Below are 18,284 nucleotides of genomic sequence, written 5' to 3' on the forward strand. Positions count from 1 at the left end.
CTCTTGCATGCCTATGAACAAAAAATAACGACAGAGAATTGACGTATAACCTCTCGATCAACCGGATGATGAGCCGTACTTATGGCGAAAACCTTGGCAAGTTGTCACTGTCCAGTCAGCTTTACATCTTACGGGTTTACCGCTTTTGCTATCTAGTCGCTAAAATTGCTACACTTTGGCTAAGCCGTATTGCAATCAAAGGAATATTAACCATGCGTATTTTACATACGATGCTTCGCGTCGGAGACTTAGAACGTTCGATTAAATTTTACCAAGACGTATTGGGCATGCGCTTATTACGTCAATCTGATAATGAACAGTACAAGTATACCCTCGCCTTCTTAGGCTACGACGACATGGACAGCTCAACGGTATTAGAGTTAACGTACAACTGGGGCGTGGACAGCTACGATTTAGGTGAGGCATTTGGCCATATTGCTATCGAGGTAGATAATGTGTATACCGCTTGCGATACAATTCGATCGCTGGGCGGAACAATTTCTCGAGAGCCTGGCCCTGTAAAGGGTGGCACCACTGAAATCGCATTTGTTAAAGATCCTGATGGCTACGCCATCGAATTAATCCAAGCCAAACACCCATAAACCACACAAATAGGCGCTTCAACCGAGCAACGTGCTCGGTTTTTTCGTATGAGACACTATGGCACTAAAAGCAACCATTAATAAAGCCCTGATCCATGTCAGCGATATGGACAGGCACGTATACGACACATTCAATCTTACCATCGCCCAGCATCCGTCGGAGACCGATAAGCGCATGATGGTGCGTCTACTTGCGTATGTTCTCAATAGCCGTGAGCATTTGCGCTTTACCAAAGGATTATCTGAAGACAGTGAACCAGAAATTTGGGCGATTGATTACAGTGATCAAATTCAACTTTGGATTGATTTAGGCGAAGTCGATGAAAAGCGCATCAAAAAAGCCTGCGCTCAATCGCAACAAGTGATCGTCTACACCTATCACAGTACAAGCGAAGCATGGTGGCAAAAAATGTCACAAAAAGTCCATCAATTTGATAACTTAAAAGTTGTCGCACTAGATGACGAGCAATGTGAACAATTGGCGAATTTTGCCGGTCGAAGTATAGATTTAACTTGCACCATTGACTCCGGTCACATTTATCTTAACAATGACAATCAAGCGTTAACCATTACTCCAACTACGTTAAAGGATTGACCATGACATTTCGGCGTTTATTTTCTCTACTGGCTTTTTCAGCGTATACGATAACCTCGACCGCACAAACCGTTACCATTGATGCCGTCAGTGCCGATATGCAGATACTGGCTTCCGATGACATGCGCGGTCGCGCGATCGGTAGCCCTGAAATAGCGCAAGCCGAGCGCTATATTGTCGCGCAATTGCAACAGCACGGGTTACAACCATTAGCAAGTATTGGCAGTTATCGACAAGCTTTCACGCTAAATCACTATCAGCCAACCACAGCCTCTTTGCGCATTAACGGTACGGCCATTGATGATGGTGACATTGCCCTGAGTGGTAATATGCCAACATTTTCGTTAACTCATGCCGATTTGACAATCAGCCAAGTCGGCAAAGAGCAAGATCTGCGTGGCGCTCTTAGCGAGTTAAACGAACGTGGCGGTAAACACCTGGTATTGATTGACGAAACCCATCGTGCCCAGTTTTTGCAATATCGAAACTACCTAGCAAAAGGGAAAAAAGCATTAACCCATGCGAGTGATGACGTTTTGGTGTTAGCGATGGCGCCAGCATCGATAAATCAGGACATTAATGCCGTCAAACGTGTCCAGTTGACTGGTAAAATCAAGCATAAAAAAATTGATTTAGCCAATATTGTTGCCGTTTTGCCAGCGCAAACTGAATCTGATGAATACGTTATTTTTTCCGCTCACCATGACCACGTCGGCGCGACACAAGCAACCGACGCGTCGCAAGACGTGATCTACAACGGGGCGAATGACGATGCTACCGGGGTAAGTGCGGTACTTAACTTAGCGCGAGCCTTTAGCCAAGCAAAAGACAATGGTCAACTGAATTTGCAGCGCAATATCATGTTTGTCAGCTTTACCGCCGAAGAGAGCGGACTGATCGGCTCGAATGTGTTTGTCGAGCAGGTTAATACCGACAATGTTGTCGCCATGCTTAACATCGAAATGATCGGCAAGGCCTCACAATATGGTCCAGGACGTGTGTGGATGACGGGCTTTGAACGGTCTAATTTGGGTGCATTATTAAATAGCGAATTAGCCAAACAAGGTAATGAACAGCATGCTATTTTTGCCGATCCGTACCCTAACTTCCGCCTATTTTATCGTTCAGATAACGCATCGTTAGCCAAGAAAGGCGTTCCTGCGCACAGTATATCGAGTACGCAAATAGACCAAGATAAGGACTATCATAAAGTCACGGATGAAATCGACACCCTTGATTTAGTGCAAATGACCGATATCATCAACAACTTGTTTATTTCCAGCAAACCCTTGCTAGAAGGTACGGTAACCCCAAAACGTTTGGACAAAGTTGCCGGTCGTCCAATTGGCGTGTTTTTCTAATCCCTAGTCGACTCGCATGTATTGCAAGGGTAATAACGCCATTACCCTTGCATAGTCTTATATGTTGAAAACATTCTAGCCCGTTTCCCTAAATCCTCGTCAGTCACGACCATTTATCGTGACTTTTTAGCAAACTGTCGGCACTTTGTTGAAAAAATCAATAAATTAAGGCACTCTCTGCGACAGATAATTTCAAATAGGTCAAATTATGAAAACAACAAAATCCCTAATTGCTATGGCACTGTCAACAGCACTTTTAGCAGCCTGTAACAACACAGTTGATGCCCCTGCAGCATCAACAGATGTTCCTGCACAACCGGTAGCAGTCGCAGAAGTTAAACAACAAAGTGAAACCGAAAAGTTAAACGCGTTTTTTGAAAAGGTGTTTATGGACACAGTTATGCGTTCACCGCAAATGCAGACCTACTTAGGCATTCGCCAAGACTACGATAAGTGGGATGAATACACGGAAGAAAATAGCGCCAAAGAATTAGAAATCACTAAAAGTAACTTAGTCGCCTTACAAGCTTTTGATTTCGATGCCCTTGATCCGCAAGCTAAGATTTCTTACCAGCTATTCAAACAATCACTAGAGCAAGAAATTGCCAACTTCAAATGGCGTCATCATAACTACCCTGTAAACCAAATGTTCGGTTTACATTCAAACGTACCGTCATTTTTAATTAATCAACACACCGTCACGAATGCCAAAGAAGCCGCTGATTATGTTGCGCGTTTAAACGGCGTAAAAACCGTGATGGATCAGTTAGTGGGGCAGCTAAAAATCCGTGAAGACAAAGGCATTATTGCCCCAGACTTCGTGTTTCCTCACGTTATCCGCGATTCACAAAACCTGATCAACGGCGCACCATTTACCGAAGGTGACGACTCAACGCTACTGGCCGACTTTAAACGCAAAGTGAATGCGCTTGAGATCGACGACGAGAAAAAAGCCGATTTAATCGAGCAAGCGACACAAGCATTGTTAACCAGCGTGCAACCAGGTTACCAACACCTGATCGATTACATGATTGCGCTTGAGCCAAAATCAACCCACGATGCCGGTGCATGGAAATTCCCAGAAGGTGCAACCTTCTACAACAATGCCCTGAAAAACACCACAACAACTTCGTTAACGGCAGATGAGATCCATGACATTGGTTTATCTGAAGTGGCTCGTATTCACGACGAAATGCGCGTCATCAAAGATAAAGTTGGCTTTAAAGGTGACTTGCAAGCGTTTATGCAATTTATGCGTAGCGACAAGCAGTTCTACTACCCAAATACTGAAGAAGGCAAGCAACGCTATCTTGACGAAGCAACCTACTGGATAGATGACATGAAAGGTCGTCTTGATGAGTTGTTCTTAGTTAAGCCAAAAGCGGATTTAATCGTTAAGGCGGTAGAACCGTTCCGTGAACAATCTGCTGGTAAAGCATTCTACAACCGCCCTGCGCCAGATGGTTCACGTCCGGGAATTTACTACGCAAACCTGTACGATATGGAAGCGATGCCGACCTATCAAATGGAAGCGCTAGCCTACCACGAAGGTATCCCAGGTCACCACATGCAACTGGCGATTTCTCAAGAGCTAGAAGGTATCCCAACGTTCCGTAAATTCTCAAGCTACACCGCCTACACGGAAGGCTGGGGGTTATACTCAGAATTACTGCCAAAAGAAATCGGTTTATATAAAGATCCGTATGCTGACTTTGGCCGTCTGGCAATGGAATTATGGCGCGCTTGTCGCTTGGTCGTGGATACCGGTATGCACACCAAAAAATGGACTCGTGAAGAAAGCATCGATTACTACGTGAACAATACACCGAACGCGAAATCAGACGCGGTGAAAATGGTTGAACGTCACGCGGTGATGCCGTCACAAGCAACCGCTTATAAAGTGGGTATGCTAGAGATTTTACGTATGCGCGATATGGCCAAAGCTGAACTGGGCGAGAAGTTTGACATTCGTGAATTCCACGATGTGTATCTTAAAAATGGCCCGCTACCGCTTGATGTCATGGATCGCATGATGAAAAACTACATTGCAGAGAAAAAAGGCGCGTAAGCCCTTTCTCAACAGTGACTCTGTGGTAAAAAGCCTGCTGATGCAGGCTTTTTTGTTTTTATGGCGAAACAGCGTCTATTATGTAACATAAGTCAAGTGCTTGGTGTATAATGCCGCGCTTTTAGTTAGCCCGTTACCATAAAGACACTTACCGTGACCCTGAATCGCTCCTTTGCTCGCTTTTTCTTGCTACTGTTATTGTTGATCACCGCCAATATTTCGGTGTTTTATTACTTGCAAACAACCGCACACCGTCAGCAAGCACTTAATAACGATCGCCTTGATGTCATGGAACTCACCAATATGGTTCGTGACACGTCAAATAAACTCACCAGAACCTCACGCACCTATGTGGTCACGGGTGATGAAAGCTACTTACAGTACTATCAAGAAATCTTGCAATATCGTAATGGTGAGCGAGTAAGACCGGAGCATTACTTTAGTATTTACTGGGATAAACGACACACTCAGCGAGAAGAATCCATTACCCGAGAAAAACCCATCGCCCAGTTAATTGAACATTTACTGGCGAAAGAAGAGCATCTATCCATATTACGTGATGCGGTTGCTCATTCAGATGCATTAACTCGCATTGAGCAACAAGCGATGGCCTTGTATCAACAGGATCCGACAGCAAATAAATCGCAAGCCATTGATATGCTTTACGGCCAACAGTATCTTGCCGCAAAAAGCCAAATTATGAGCAAAATTGATGAGTTTGTTCAGGACTACAATGATTGGCATTATCAGCTCAGTAGCGATATTGCCCGTACCATAAAAATTGGCCGATTCATCAACTTATTACTGCAAATGTTATTTATTCTGGCGTTGTTGTGGATCCGCTTTTATGTGCTCAGAGAGATATCATCGCCGCTAGAAACCTTAACTCAGCTTGCCATGCGCATCGCTAAGGGCGACTTTAAGCAACGCCCAAAACTGCAAGGCAAAGCGAAGGATATTCACGTGCTACTCGATGCCATGAATCGTATGCAAGATCAGGTTGAGCAAACGCTGATTAAGTTTGAACAACAAGCCAACATTGCCGATAAAGCCAAACAAGAAGCCGAAGCCGCTAACCGTACCCGTGGTGAATTTTTAGCGAATATGAGCCATGAAATTCGCACGCCAATGAATGGCATCATAGGACTTTCTCAGTTATTACAGAACCAACCTTTATCGAAAGAGGATAAGGTTTACGTCAATAAAATATTGGTTTCTTCGCAGCATTTGCTGGATATACTCAACGACATTCTCGATTTTTCGAAAATTGATTCTAACAAGATGACCATCGACAAAGTTGAGTTTGATCTGGTCAGTTTATTTGACCGTCTCACCAATGTATTGGCATTAACCGCCGACACCAAAGGTCTCGCGTTTCAATTTTCAACGGCGCCTGACTTAAATCCACGCTACTTTGGCGATCCGGTTCGTATTGGTCAGATATTGATTAACTTAACGTCGAACGCCATTAAGTTCACTTCAGAAGGCAGTGTTACTGTCAAAGTGGCGCCACGTGGTAATGAATTGCACTTCGCGGTAATTGATACCGGTATAGGCTTGAGTAAAACTCAGTTAAAACGTATTTTTAAGCCGTTTTCACAAGCAGACAACTCCATCACCCGCCGCTTTGGTGGCACCGGTTTGGGTTTAACCATTTGTCATAAGTTAGCCAACTTAATGGGTGGTCGCATCGAGGTTGAATCAACCCTTAATCAGGGCAGTACATTCTCGTTGATTTTGCCTATTGAACAACCACTACCGTATGCGTTTCATATTCCAGAAAATATCCGCATTATCGTATTTAGTGACAGTGCTCATCACCAACATGGTTTTCGTGAGCATTGCAAACACCATAACGTCAACTTGGTTATTTTACCCACTAACACGACGCAGTTTCCTGACATCAGCAGTAACGATGTTTTAGTGATGGACCTGTGTGACCTTGACGAGCAACAAGTTAGCCACTTAAGTAAACGTTGCCAACAAACCATTGGCGAACAGGCCATCAAAGTGTTATTGCTGAGTAAAATGGGGCAAACAGAGGCCCGTAACACCTTCCATTTTGCCAAGCAACGTTACCAATTAACCTGGCCACTGACGTTTAAGCATGTAATAGAAGCATTAGAAGACGAACCTAAAGATGCGCAACAAAAGGCGCAGCTGAGTCAGTTTAGTGGCATCAAGGCCTTGATTGCCGAAGATTTTGCCATTAACCAAATTGTTGCCAAAGGTTTATTAGAAAAGCTTGGCCTGACTGTTGATGTTGTCGATGACGGTAAACAAGCTGTCGATGCCATTTTAAATCAACACTATCACATTGTGTTTATGGATGTTCATATGCCAGTTATGGATGGCCATCAAGCTACTCGTTTGATCCGAAAATTCAGCCAATATGATGACTTACCCATTATCGCTTTAACGGCCGATGCGCAAAATGAGCATGTTGAAAAGTGTGCCGAGTCGGGCATGAATGACTTTGTTTCTAAACCGTTTATGCTAGCGGATATTGAAAAAATCATCCACAAACACTTGCACTATTAATAGCAAAAAGTAATCGAAAAAGCCCTTGTTCAGTGCCGTGAACAAGGGCTTTCTATTACACCAGTTGGGCGTGTACTTTGTTATCAAGAGAGCCAGATAAACGTGTTAATAGCAACGCAAAAATCACAATCAAACCACCAATCCATGCGGATCAGGGCGTTTTTAACGTTTTTTAGTGAAAGACTTTCATTATGAACCGGTATCCGCGTCATAAAAAAGCCAGCACAAGGCTGGCATAAGGGGCATCTATAACGTATAGATTAAGAGTCATCAGAGGCTTACCATCTGATTTTCGAACAATCTATGCGAGTGGTGAGCATAAACTATCCGACAAGGGGCATAGTACATGCTCAACATGACAGTTTTATGATATAAATATGACACAATGATTTCAGTCTATAGAATAACAAAGTATGTGTGTGTCCTCGTCTTATAAACATTTTAAGAAATTTACGCGCGCTGTGCGCACTATTGGCGCGGTAATAGGTTTATTTGTTTATACCTTTATCAGCTTTGGTTGCACCAGCGTGCCAGCCGTTAACACCAACCTCGATAAAGAGAATTTTCACGACTACTTTTCTGTCAGTCAGGTCACTGTATACCAAAAACATACTCTGCCGACATCAGCCACATACATCGGATTAGTTGAAGGCAACAGCTGTAAGCTCAACAGTAATGACAAACCGGCTAACGACAGTGACGCCCGTACCGTGGCCCGAGCACAAGCAGCCAAACTGGGTGCACAAGGGGTGGTGTTTAGTGCATGCACTGAGGTAGCTGACAATCAATGTTTGCAGATGAAAGTCTGCTACGCGCAAGCATATCGCATTAAATAGCGAACAAATGAGGTAGCGTCACTCTATGAGCCATGATTTATCCATTAACGTCGACATCATCGGCAAGGTCCATTCCCCCTATAAACAAAAGTTTGCTATCCCTCGTCAACCCAATTTAGTCAGTGCCGCAGAAGGCTCTATTGAATTATTACTTGATTGCCAACAACACGAGTTAGTGCGCGACCTTGAACAGCACAGCCACCTCTGGGTACTGTTTATCTTTCACGGTACCATGGCGCATGGCTGGAAACCCTTAGTTAAAGCACCACGATTAGGCGGTAATAAAAAAACCGGGGTCCTTGCAACGCGATCGACATTTCGCCCGAACCCGATTGGTATGTCGGTGGTTAAGCTAGAAGGGATCAGTAAAGTCAATGGCAATATATGTATTCGCATTAGCGGCCTTGATTTACTTGATGGCACACCAGTGATTGATATTAAACCGTATATCCCCTACTCTGACAGCGTACCACACGCTCAATCAGACATGGCCCCTGCCCCACAGAGTAGCCCGATGACGATTACGTTTAGTGATAAAGCCAAACAACAATTGGCCTCCTTGGGTGAACAGTATGGGCATTTAGCGTTATTTATCGAGCAAGTTTTACAACAAGATCCACGTCCTGCCTATAAAAAACAAGATGATACACTGCAAGAATATGGCATGAGTTTGTACGATTTAAATATCCGCTGGCAAATCAGTAGCCAACAAACCTTGGTCATTGATATCGAGCCACACACTTAAGCGTCAAAATTCTCGCTGTTCAGTGCCACAACGCAGACATTTTCAGCGCTATGCGACTCACGTGCTTGTCCGGAAGAATTCGTGACACAAATTTGAAACAATGACAGAACGGGCGTATTATTGTACACACATTAACCACCAGTATTCATTGGTCATCGGTTAACGTTTCTCGTTTTCAACGACATTGCAGGTTAAGTTATGATTCGCAAAGGTTCCAGCGTCAACACGTTTCAGGATGAGCCAGGTGATTCAACGGACGATGCTATAGATAAAGTAGAGTATGATTTATATAAACCCTACGGGACTGTGCCTTGTCCAAGAGCATCAACCTACAATGATAGATGGTGGCTTAATGGCAACCGTCGCCGTCATAAACGGGTTGCAATAAAACGCAGTATTTTTCGTCGACGAAAATGATAACCTGCACACCACCAATTAATAATTTTTAGCAAAAACTCACCGTCTAGTCATTTGTTTATACTCGCACTGCTGTTAGAATAGCGCTAATTTTATTGATATTAATTACAGTAACGGAATTGCATCGTAATGCGTACTAGCCAATATTTACTTTCGACCCTTAAAGAAACGCCGGCCAATGCCGAAGTGATCTCTCACCAATACATGTTGCGTGCCGGTTTGATCCGCGCGGTAGCATCGGGTATGTACACATGGTTGCCGACCGGTCTAAAAGTATTGAAAAAGGTCGAAAACATTGTACGTGAAGAAATGAATCGCGCTGGTGCTATCGAAACCTTAATGCCAATGGTTCAACCTGCCGACTTATGGCAAGAGTCAGGCCGTTGGGAAGATTACGGCCCAGAGCTACTGCGCCTAAAAGACCGTCATCAACGTGACTTTGTATTAGGGCCCACGCACGAAGAAGTGATCACTAAGCTTATTAGCTATGAAATGAGCTCATACAAGCAACTACCAATTAACTTGTATCAAATTCAAACCAAATTCCGTGACGAAATTCGCCCTCGATTTGGGGTGATGCGTGGTCGTGAATTCTTAATGAAAGACGCCTACTCATTCCACATGTCACAAGAGTGTCTGCAAAACACCTATGATGCGATGCATGCAGCGTACTGTCGCATATTTGAGCGCCTTGGTTTAGATTTTCGTCCAGTAATTGCCGATACGGGCTCTATTGGTGGTGATGCATCACACGAGTTCCACGTACTAGCCGACTCTGGTGAAGACGATATCGCTTTTAGTACCGAAAGCGACTACGCGGCAAATATTGAAAAAGCCGAAGCATTAGCACCACAAGGTGACCGTCCAGCCGCAACGCTAGCGTTAAACAAAGTAGCGACGCCAAATGTGCACAGCATTGAAGAAGTTGTCGCGTTCTTTAACACCAGCGCCGATAAAGTAGCAAAAACATTATTGGTGTTAGGCGAGCACGAAGAAGGTGAAACCGCACCTATCGTCGCCTTGGTACTACGTGGCGATCATGAACTGAACGAAATCAAAGCGGAAAATTTAGCCGGTGTTGCTACGCCACTAACCATGGCAACTGACGAGCAAATTCAAGCGGCGGCAAGCTGTGACGCAGGCTCTATTGGCCCAGTTGGTTTAAATATTAAAGTATACGTTGACCGCAGCGCAGCGCATTTAGCCGACTTTATCTGTGGTGCAAACGAAACAGGCTTCCACTACACGGGTGCAAACTTCGACCGTGATATTAGCGATTACGACGTGGCCGATATTCGCAATGTGGTGGCTGGCGATCCAAGCCCATGTGGTAAAGGTCAGATTGAGATCAAGCGCGGTATTGAAGTGGGTCACATTTTCCAACTAGGCGATAAATACGCTCAGGCGATGAACGCCGCGGTACTTAACGAGCAAGGTAAAAACCAAACCTTGACCATGGGTTGTTACGGTATTGGTGTATCACGTATTGTTGCGGCAGCTATCGAGCAAAACCACGACGAAAACGGTATCATCTGGCCAGAAGCGATCGCGCCGTTTAAAGTCGCGATCATCCCAATGAACATGCACAAATCAGCACGCGTTCAGCAAACCGCTGAAGCCTTATATGCCGAGCTAACAGCGGCAGGCGTTGAAGTATTATTCGACGATCGTAAAGAGCGTCCAGGTGTGATGTTCAAAGACATGGAATTAGTGGGTGTGCCACATTCTATCGTTGTAGGTGAGCGCAACTTAGACGCCGAAGAAGTGGAATACAAAAACCGCATCACTGGCGAAAAATCTATGTTGAAAATTGCCGATGTGGTTGATTTTATTAACAACAAATAGCATGAACTGAGCAGTACAATACTGCCGAGAATATACAAACAGCGCCTATTACTTGCATATTGAGTGATAGTGCGCTGTTTTTTTATGTTTGTATCTATGACTAATCGTTCAGGTTGGTCATGGAAAAATGATGACTGGCAATGTTAAAACGATTGCTTAAATAAAACCGATGCGCAGCAAATTTTTGCACGCCTGAATCCAAGTGTAACTGCTGACAGCCAAGCTCTTTACCATGCGCTTTGAGCCAATCAATGAGCAAGGTGCCGACACCTTGACTGCGATGCGCTTCATTGGTCACTAAGTCATCGACGTAAATATGCTTTCCCCACGCCAGCTTTTGTGCCACCACAAAGCCTGCAACACCTAAGATGTCTTCGCCTGAGTTCACATAGGCGATTTGATAGCCCATCGTTTGCTGTTTTTGAATCTGTGCAACCAATTCATCGCAACGGTACTGCGGACGAAGTTGCTGTAAAACCTTAGCAATCGCCGGCAGTTCAGTTGTCGCATCGGCTTTTAATAATACAACGTTCATTTAAATACCTCTTATTTAACACACAGAATAAACCACTAAACTACCACAACCATGGGACGACCTCATTACTGTTATTAACCTCTCGACGTAATTGATGTACTTAAAAAATCGGAGAGCTTTCTAAACTCGATGCCATATCTTGATATTTACCACAACTAAACGCATGATATGATATAGATGGGTTTGAGCCAGATTTTGTCATAAAATCAAGAAGTTGGTCATGACATATTGCAAATAAAGGTAAGTAGGATCGAAATTTACAATGAAAATGACAGCAATTTGGCTATTAACAGGCATTCTGGCAAACGTTTTTTTGGTGCAAGTAAAAGCGGACACGACAACCAATTTGCAAACACCTTGGGGGCCACCGGTAACCGTAAAACCGTTTGAGAGACCGCTAAAGCCCAATCAAGTTTATCGGGTACCAGCCAATCCGAATGCGGGTTTTTTCTTTCCCTATTTTTTTTCAGTTCCTGCTGAGTTCAAATCTGATTTACCTATCCTCGTAAATCCCAATAACGATGGAAAAGTTGGCGTTTCTCAAGCGCAACGAGAGTATTTTGCCAGCATTTTAAACGAACAAATGGCCTATATATTTGGACGGACGCTTGGTGTGGTGACATTTTCACCTTCATTCCCACGACCCAAACTCGATAATTCAATTGGCAATCTGTATATTCATGCACTTAGCCGAGAGGCCATATTGACAAAACAGCCACAGCTGCAGCGCGTTGATCAGCAATTACTCTCCATGCACATGGATCTTAGACAACGCTTGTCTTCTATCGGCAAAAATACCAGCAACACTTTACTACTCTATGGGTTCTCTGCTGCCGCTGATTTTGTCACAAGGTTTGCCACCATACACCCAACTAAGGTAAAAGCGGTTGTCGCTGGCGGCTTAGGCGGTCTGCCGATATTACCTGTTTCCCAATTAGACGGGCAACAATTAACATACCCTGTCGGTATTGATGATTTTCTTGAAATTTTTGGACGACCATTTGAACAAGAAAATTTTTCAGCGATTCCGATGCTCTTCGTGCAAGGGGACGATGATGAAAATGATTCTGTCCCAGAAGGTATTGAAATGCAAAGTAGAGAGAATTTTCGCTCCGATTCTTATAGCTTTGACCAATCTCTGTGGATTAACGAATATTTTGGTACGCTACCCATCAACCGATTAGCGCGTGTTCGTGATGTTTACCAATCTGTTTCACCTGTCGATTTTGCTTACGCATCTATCGCCAATGAAAAACACACTGATAAACAAATCAAGCCTAAAGCCATTGCCTTCTTTAAATGCGTTTTATCTGCAGACACCTTATGCGCCGATAAAATAAAAGCAAGCATCGAACGAACACAGCCATAAAAATATCACAACCATGAGTCGACCTCATTGCTTTTGTTGTTCTCTGCACACCCGATGATGATTGTGAGTATTTGAGGGGCCGAATTGTGCCATAAGCAGACATACTAATAGCCGTATTTCTTTGGTTCTTTTAATATTGCAGTAACAGTATTTTTCGCTGCTTCTCTTGTTAAATCGCACTGTTCTAATACTTTTATTGCAGCTTCAATATTGTTTTGGCTAATCGCTAAATCAAAGTCATCAATTTTGTTCATGACAACTAGCCTTTCATTTATAGTCATTCCATTTAAGTTAGTCATAAGGTTTGCCTTGTCCGTGCTATTAGCAGAAATTACATCGCGTATAAAAAGCTTACCAGCATTATTGTAAATGGAGTTGAGACAATAACTTTAAATGCAAGGCTATGTTTGCGCCAACTTTTCACTAATACCACTAAAAATGGAATCCATATGAAGAAAGAGTATGCACACATTATCCCCACAACGATTAAACCTTCATGGCTTCGCGGGTTGCCCGTATCTAGAGAGGTTATAATTCCAGTGATGCAAAAATAAGTTGGGAATAAAAGAACAACAGCTAACAATATCAGCCATATTTTTGAACTTAACTTAGAATCCGATTCTTTCAATGAGCTAATCCTTTAAGTTTTTATTTCCGCTTATCGCTCAAAGCAGATGCCTGTGCCTACCATGTAACTTAATGATAAATGGTTGAAAGTCAAACTAGCTCCCCTAAATAACAATTAGCGCTAATGAATACCAAGTAGCACTTGCCAGTAAGTTTTTAATTCGTTCAAACACCAAACTCTACTTATTGTGCTAACGCATGGTCATCAGCTTGATTATTTATGCCATTAAGTATTTGATTTAAATTACGTTAATCTCATAAAAAACACAAATTCGTGATATTGCGTCAGGACGCCTTATCACGGCGTATTGCCTCCCGATAACAAGGTAACCTGCAATAGCGTCTTAGCGACTTCACCCTATCACCAATAAGCGGTATCATAGCCAAGTTTCAATACATGAATAGAGGCCTGTCGTTACTATGCGAAGTGCAAGATAACGACAAGCAAACGAATAAGGAATAAACATGTTAAAAAAGTTACCAGAATTAATTGCTGAAGCACGACTACACGTACAATGCCTAAGCGCTGCAGAAGCGGTACAAAAACGCCAAGGCATGGATAGCGTGTTAATTGATGTTCGCGAGCCAGGCGAATACGCTGAAAAAGCAGCAAACGGCGCTATCAATATTCCGTGTGGTGTACTTGAACCGAAAATGCTCGAGCTTTACCCTGATGCTGAAAAAGCGATCTTCATCCACTGTGCTTCAGGTGGCCGTGCGACATTAGCAGCTGAGCAATTGCAGCGTTTGGGTTACAACAACGTGTGGGCGATTACCTGTAAAGTAGACGACGTCATTACTGCTCATCAAGATCTGACTTAATGATTTAGCGTCACATTGATAACGGTGCCATGATTGCTATGGTGAATAACCGCTTATCGCAATCAATGCAAAGGCACCGTTACTAACAAACGCTAAACTATTTAGTCACTAACGCCGTATAGGTAGCGTTATTCCAACTCCTAACACCCAAGAGTCGTCAATGATTTCCAACCTACATATGAACTTTAGCCAACGTGTTGTTATCGATAGCAACCAACAACCTTGGCAACCAAGTCCCAAAAGTGGCGTTTGGCGCAAGCCTTTGGCTCGCGAAGACGCTGAGCAAGGCCATGCCACAAGCATCGTAAAATACGAACCCGGCGCATCATTTTCGGAGCACAACCACCCGCTTGGTGAAGAAATATTTGTTCTTGATGGGGTGTTTTCCGACCATACCGGGGACTACCCTGCCGGCAGTTACATCCGCAATCCGAAAGGCTTTGTCCATGCCCCCTTTTCAACACAAGGCTGTACCTTGTTTGTTAAGTTGCATCAATTTCAAGGGTCTGACACGGCTCAGGTTCGCATCAATACCACACGAACACCTTGGTTACCCGGGCAAGGTGGCTTAGAGGTGATGCCATTACACGAGCACCTTGGTGAACACGTTGCTTTGGTAAAATGGCCAGCCAATGAGCGTTTTGTGCCGCATCGTCACTGGGGCGGTGAAGAGATTTTGGTACTGTCTGGGGCGTTTAAAGATGAACACGGTAGCTACCCGCAAGGCACTTGGATCCGCAGTCCGCATTTGAGCATGCACCACCCGTTCGTTGAAGAGCCAACCATCATTTGGGTTAAAACAGGTCACCTACCCTTCGATTGATTCTGCAATCTATCTAAAATGGGATGATATGATAGGTATTGGCACCGGTTAGCGGTGCCATTTATCCCAATAAATTTTGCGGTCAAAACGCTTTGACAATCGCTTATTCAGCTCATAAAACGTGGTGACATCGTCTTTAAAACCACTGATACACTGCCAAGCAAAACGATGACAGTTATTGCGGATCAAATGATATGACTGATATTGGTATATCTGTTGACTCGCTCGCTCAGCGGTTAGCTCATCCGCAAGTGCTTCACCGTGAGAATCGCAGGCGACAAAAATATCTTGCCCTGAGCGCTCATGCAAAAAGCGTTCAGCGGAAATGGCTTTGATTAAACCGCTGCCGTGTAGCTCAACAATAATGTCATCATCGATCAAAATACCGGTATGATCGAGCACGTTCCCCAAGCCACAACATACTAACGCTCCTGGTCGCACCGTCGCCGGCATTTCGTTAACAAACACTTCACCAGGAAACTTGGCAACGCCACTGTCATGGTGGTCTAGTCTATCTCGCGTATGAGTGGTATCGAGTGCATGTCGCAAACCATCGTGGTTTTGACGATCGTCACTCAATTTTTTTATGGTGGCAACGCCGAGTATGGCAGCACCCGCCCAAAGTAACGGTAACGGCATAATACCCTCCCCATCAACAACAACTGTTTATGTTATATACGAAAGTTGGGCGATTTTCGTTGAAAAATTGTCAACAAGTGTTTCAATGGTGAATATTTCGTTATAACGTAAGGGTTGAAAACGAATTTATCGCAGTGGACGTAGCTGCTATAAGTAAGCAGCTACAAGTGAGTACCTATGAGTGAATATCTAAAGTCGAATAAATTATCGGGTGTCTGTTATGACATTCGTGGCCCCATCGCCCAAGAGGCAAAACGCCTAGAAGATGATGGGCATAAAATCCTCAAGCTCAACATTGGTAACCCTGCGCCATTTGGCTTTTTAGCCCCTGACGATATTTTACGTGATGTCATTCATAACTTGCCAACCGCACAAGGTTACAGTGAATCAAAAGGCATCTACTCGGCACGCGTTGCCGTGATGCAGTACTACCAACAATTTGGCATGAAAAACCTCAATGTTGAGCATGTTTTTATTGGCAATGGTGTCAGTGAATTGATTGTTATGGCCATGCAAGGGTTATTAAACCACGGTGATGAAGTGCTGGTTCCAGCGCCAGATTACCCTCTTTGGACGGGGGCTGTGGCACTATCGGGCGGCACTGCAGTACATTATCAATGTGACCAACGTAACGCCTGGTACCCAAATCTAGACGATATGGCGGCTAAAATAAACCAGAAGACCCGAGCGATCGTGCTCATTAACCCCAACAATCCAACGGGGGCCGTCTACCCCCCCAAGGTTTTGCACGCCATCATCGCCTTGGCAAGGCAGCATAATTTGATCATATTTTCCGATGAAATCTACGATAAAATTCTCTACGACGGTGCCGTGCATACGCCAACCGCCAGCCTAACCGAGGATGTGCTCGTGGTGACCATGGGTGGCCTGTCTAAAAACTATCGTATTGCCGGGTTTCGTGCAGGCTGGATGATGTTGACAGGCCCTTTGCATAAAGCACAAAGTTATCTTGATGGTTTAGAAATGTTAGCGTCGATGCGGTTATGCGCTAATGTGCCCTGTCAACATGCAATACAAACTGCGCTCGGTGGTTATCAAAGCATTAACGAGCTGATCCAAGACGGCGGGCGTTTAAAAAAACAACGTGATATTGCCTATCAAATGATCAACGACATTGACGGCTTAAGTTGTCATCAAGCCGATGGGGCGATGTACCTGTTTGTCAAAGTCGATAGCGACAAACTGGGTATCGTTGACGATCAACAAATGGTGCTCGATATATTACGACAAGAAAAGATCCTACTCGTGCAAGGTAGCGCCTTTAATTTACAAGATGGTATCTACTTTCGCTTAGTTTTTTTACCTCATAGTGACGATCTTAAAGCGGCGATAAAACGCTTAGCCCATTTTTTCAGTCATTATCGACAAACGGGAACAGCAGAGTAAGCAACTTATGACAGAACATACCGACAGTACCTTTTTGGCGTGGATGTTTCGCATGCCACTTATCAAACGCTGGGCATTAATGTATTGCGTAAAAACCGAAAACGTTGCCGAGCACTCGCATCAAGTTGCCGTTGTCGCGCACCTGTTAGCGGTGATCCGCAATAAAAAGTTTGCCGGTAACTTAAACGCCGATCGCGCCGCCACCATCGCTTTGTATCATGAAGCCGCAGAAACGCGTTATGGTGATGTGGTGAGTCCCACCAAATACGCCAATAAACAGATCAGCCAAGAGTTTAAAAAAATCGAAGCCATTGCTGAACAAGAATGCTTAGCCACGTTGCCAAATGAATTGCAAGACATCTTTGCCGAGTTAATCGTGCAAAACAATGTCGATGAAGAATACAAAGCCATCGTTAAAGCCGCAGATATTTTAGTCGCATACATCAAGGCCACTGACGAGCTGCATCATAACAATCAAGAGTTTAAACACGTAGAAGAAAAACTGCTCACTAAGCTCCAGCCACTTAAGCAAAACATGCCAGAAGTCGCCTACTTTATCGATATTTTTATTCCAGCGTGCACCGCAACCGTTGATAAATTATCACTCAACGACTAATGCCCATACTTGGATGTGTCGCTCTAAAAGATAGTCATTGTATTGCCAATCACTAAACCGCTATACTTTATACTCAGGATCGAAAGATCCTAAACACTATCGACAAGGTGCTCTGGTGAAATCCATGAGCTGGTAGCAAAGATTTTTGCTATTAAGGGAATGTGGTGTAAAAGCGCGTATTGTAAGCGGCTTTGAGTCCACAACTGTTCCCGCAACTGTAAATAAGGACGCCTTTATAAACCACTGGAGCCAGGCTCTGGGAAGGGTAAAGGCGAGAAAGCCCCCCTGCTGACTATGCATAGTAACCATAGCAAGGGGTATTTCACTTTATAAGTCAGGATACCTGCCTTGCCAGATAACGAGATCCGTGCGGGTAACACGAGCTGGTCGTATACATGCCATAAATCATCCCACTGCATTGGCCATAATGCAGTGT

At 44.0% G+C, this 18,284-nt stretch carries 16 protein-coding genes and 1 riboswitch; of the genes, 13 read left to right on the plus strand and 3 right to left on the minus strand.

What is annotated here, in order from left to right:
- The first annotated feature begins 212 nt into the window (after window positions 1-212).
- From gloA to ACAX20_RS09905, 8 genes are all read left to right on the plus strand, one after another.
- A complete protein-coding gene (gloA, locus tag ACAX20_RS09870; protein WP_371189638.1) occupies window positions 213-602 on the plus strand; it encodes a lactoylglutathione lyase in 390 nt (129 codons plus the stop codon).
- Window positions 603-660: 58 nt separating this feature from the next.
- Window positions 661-1,197 (plus strand): YaeQ family protein, encoded by a 537-nt coding sequence (locus ACAX20_RS09875; protein WP_371185856.1) that lies wholly within the window; start codon window positions 661-663, stop codon window positions 1,195-1,197.
- Window positions 1,198-1,199: 2 nt separating this feature from the next.
- Window positions 1,200-2,558 carry a M28 family peptidase gene (locus ACAX20_RS09880; protein WP_371185857.1) on the plus strand — a complete coding sequence of 453 codons (1,359 nt, stop codon included), beginning with the start codon at window positions 1,200-1,202 and terminating at the stop codon, window positions 2,556-2,558.
- Window positions 2,559-2,766: 208 nt separating this feature from the next.
- Window positions 2,767-4,626 (plus strand): DUF885 family protein, encoded by a 1,860-nt coding sequence (locus ACAX20_RS09885; protein ID WP_371185859.1) that lies wholly within the window; start codon window positions 2,767-2,769, stop codon window positions 4,624-4,626.
- 153 nt (window positions 4,627-4,779) lie between these two features.
- A complete protein-coding gene (locus tag ACAX20_RS09890; protein ID WP_371185861.1) occupies window positions 4,780-7,167 on the plus strand; it encodes an ATP-binding protein in 2,388 nt (795 codons plus the stop codon).
- Between the two features lie 461 nt (window positions 7,168-7,628).
- On the plus strand, window positions 7,629-8,003 hold the full coding sequence (rcsF, locus tag ACAX20_RS09895; RefSeq protein WP_371185863.1) for an Rcs stress response system protein RcsF: 375 nt from the start codon (window positions 7,629-7,631) through the stop codon (window positions 8,001-8,003).
- Window positions 8,004-8,028: 25 nt separating this feature from the next.
- A complete protein-coding gene (gene tsaA / locus ACAX20_RS09900; protein ID WP_371185865.1) occupies window positions 8,029-8,748 on the plus strand; it encodes a tRNA (N6-threonylcarbamoyladenosine(37)-N6)-methyltransferase TrmO in 720 nt (239 codons plus the stop codon).
- A gap of 546 nt (window positions 8,749-9,294) precedes the next feature.
- A complete protein-coding gene (locus ACAX20_RS09905) occupies window positions 9,295-11,010 on the plus strand; it encodes a proline--tRNA ligase (protein WP_371185867.1) in 1,716 nt (571 codons plus the stop codon).
- 100 nt (window positions 11,011-11,110) lie between these two features.
- Here ACAX20_RS09905 and ACAX20_RS09910 read toward each other — a convergent pair whose 3' ends face one another.
- A complete protein-coding gene (locus tag ACAX20_RS09910) occupies window positions 11,111-11,545 on the minus strand; it encodes a GNAT family N-acetyltransferase (protein WP_371185869.1) in 435 nt (144 codons plus the stop codon).
- 262 nt (window positions 11,546-11,807) lie between these two features.
- Here ACAX20_RS09910 and ACAX20_RS09915 point away from each other — a divergent pair, with 262 nt between their 5' ends.
- Complete coding sequence (locus tag ACAX20_RS09915) at window positions 11,808-12,914, plus strand: hypothetical protein (RefSeq protein ID WP_371185871.1); 1,107 nt, start codon at window positions 11,808-11,810, stop codon at window positions 12,912-12,914.
- Window positions 12,915-13,018: 104 nt separating this feature from the next.
- Here ACAX20_RS09915 and ACAX20_RS09920 read toward each other — a convergent pair whose 3' ends face one another.
- Window positions 13,019-13,213, minus strand: a complete 195-nt coding sequence (locus ACAX20_RS09920; protein ID WP_371185872.1) for a hypothetical protein — start codon at window positions 13,211-13,213, stop codon at window positions 13,019-13,021.
- A gap of 793 nt (window positions 13,214-14,006) precedes the next feature.
- Between ACAX20_RS09920 and ACAX20_RS09925 the strand changes: the two genes are divergently transcribed.
- Both ACAX20_RS09925 and ACAX20_RS09930 read left to right on the plus strand, forming a co-directional pair.
- Entirely contained in the window at window positions 14,007-14,363 is a 357-nt protein-coding gene (locus ACAX20_RS09925; protein WP_371185874.1) for a rhodanese-like domain-containing protein, read from the plus strand.
- Window positions 14,364-14,523: 160 nt separating this feature from the next.
- The gene (locus tag ACAX20_RS09930; RefSeq protein WP_371185876.1) at window positions 14,524-15,186 is read left to right on the plus strand and encodes a cupin domain-containing protein; all 663 of its coding nucleotides are present in this window, start codon (window positions 14,524-14,526) and stop codon (window positions 15,184-15,186) included.
- A 48-nt stretch (window positions 15,187-15,234) separates the two neighbouring features.
- On the opposite strand, the gene ACAX20_RS09935 is transcribed toward ACAX20_RS09930, so the two are convergent.
- On the minus strand, window positions 15,235-15,825 hold the full coding sequence (locus ACAX20_RS09935; RefSeq protein WP_371185877.1) for a hypothetical protein: 591 nt from the start codon (window positions 15,823-15,825) through the stop codon (window positions 15,235-15,237).
- A gap of 177 nt (window positions 15,826-16,002) precedes the next feature.
- On the opposite strand from ACAX20_RS09935, the gene ACAX20_RS09940 reads away from it, so the two are divergent.
- Both ACAX20_RS09940 and yfbR read left to right on the plus strand, forming a co-directional pair.
- Window positions 16,003-17,232, plus strand: a complete 1,230-nt coding sequence (locus ACAX20_RS09940; RefSeq protein WP_371185879.1) for a pyridoxal phosphate-dependent aminotransferase — start codon at window positions 16,003-16,005, stop codon at window positions 17,230-17,232.
- A 7-nt stretch (window positions 17,233-17,239) separates the two neighbouring features.
- Entirely contained in the window at window positions 17,240-17,848 is a 609-nt protein-coding gene (gene yfbR / locus ACAX20_RS09945) for a 5'-deoxynucleotidase (protein ID WP_371185881.1), read from the plus strand.
- Between the two features lie 88 nt (window positions 17,849-17,936).
- Window positions 17,937-18,214, plus strand: a riboswitch (cobalamin riboswitch).
- Window positions 18,215-18,284 lie beyond the last annotated feature (70 nt).

The organism is Thalassotalea sp. Sam97 (assembly GCF_041379765.1).
Lineage (GTDB): Bacteria > Pseudomonadota > Gammaproteobacteria > Enterobacterales > Alteromonadaceae > Thalassotalea_A > Thalassotalea_A maritima.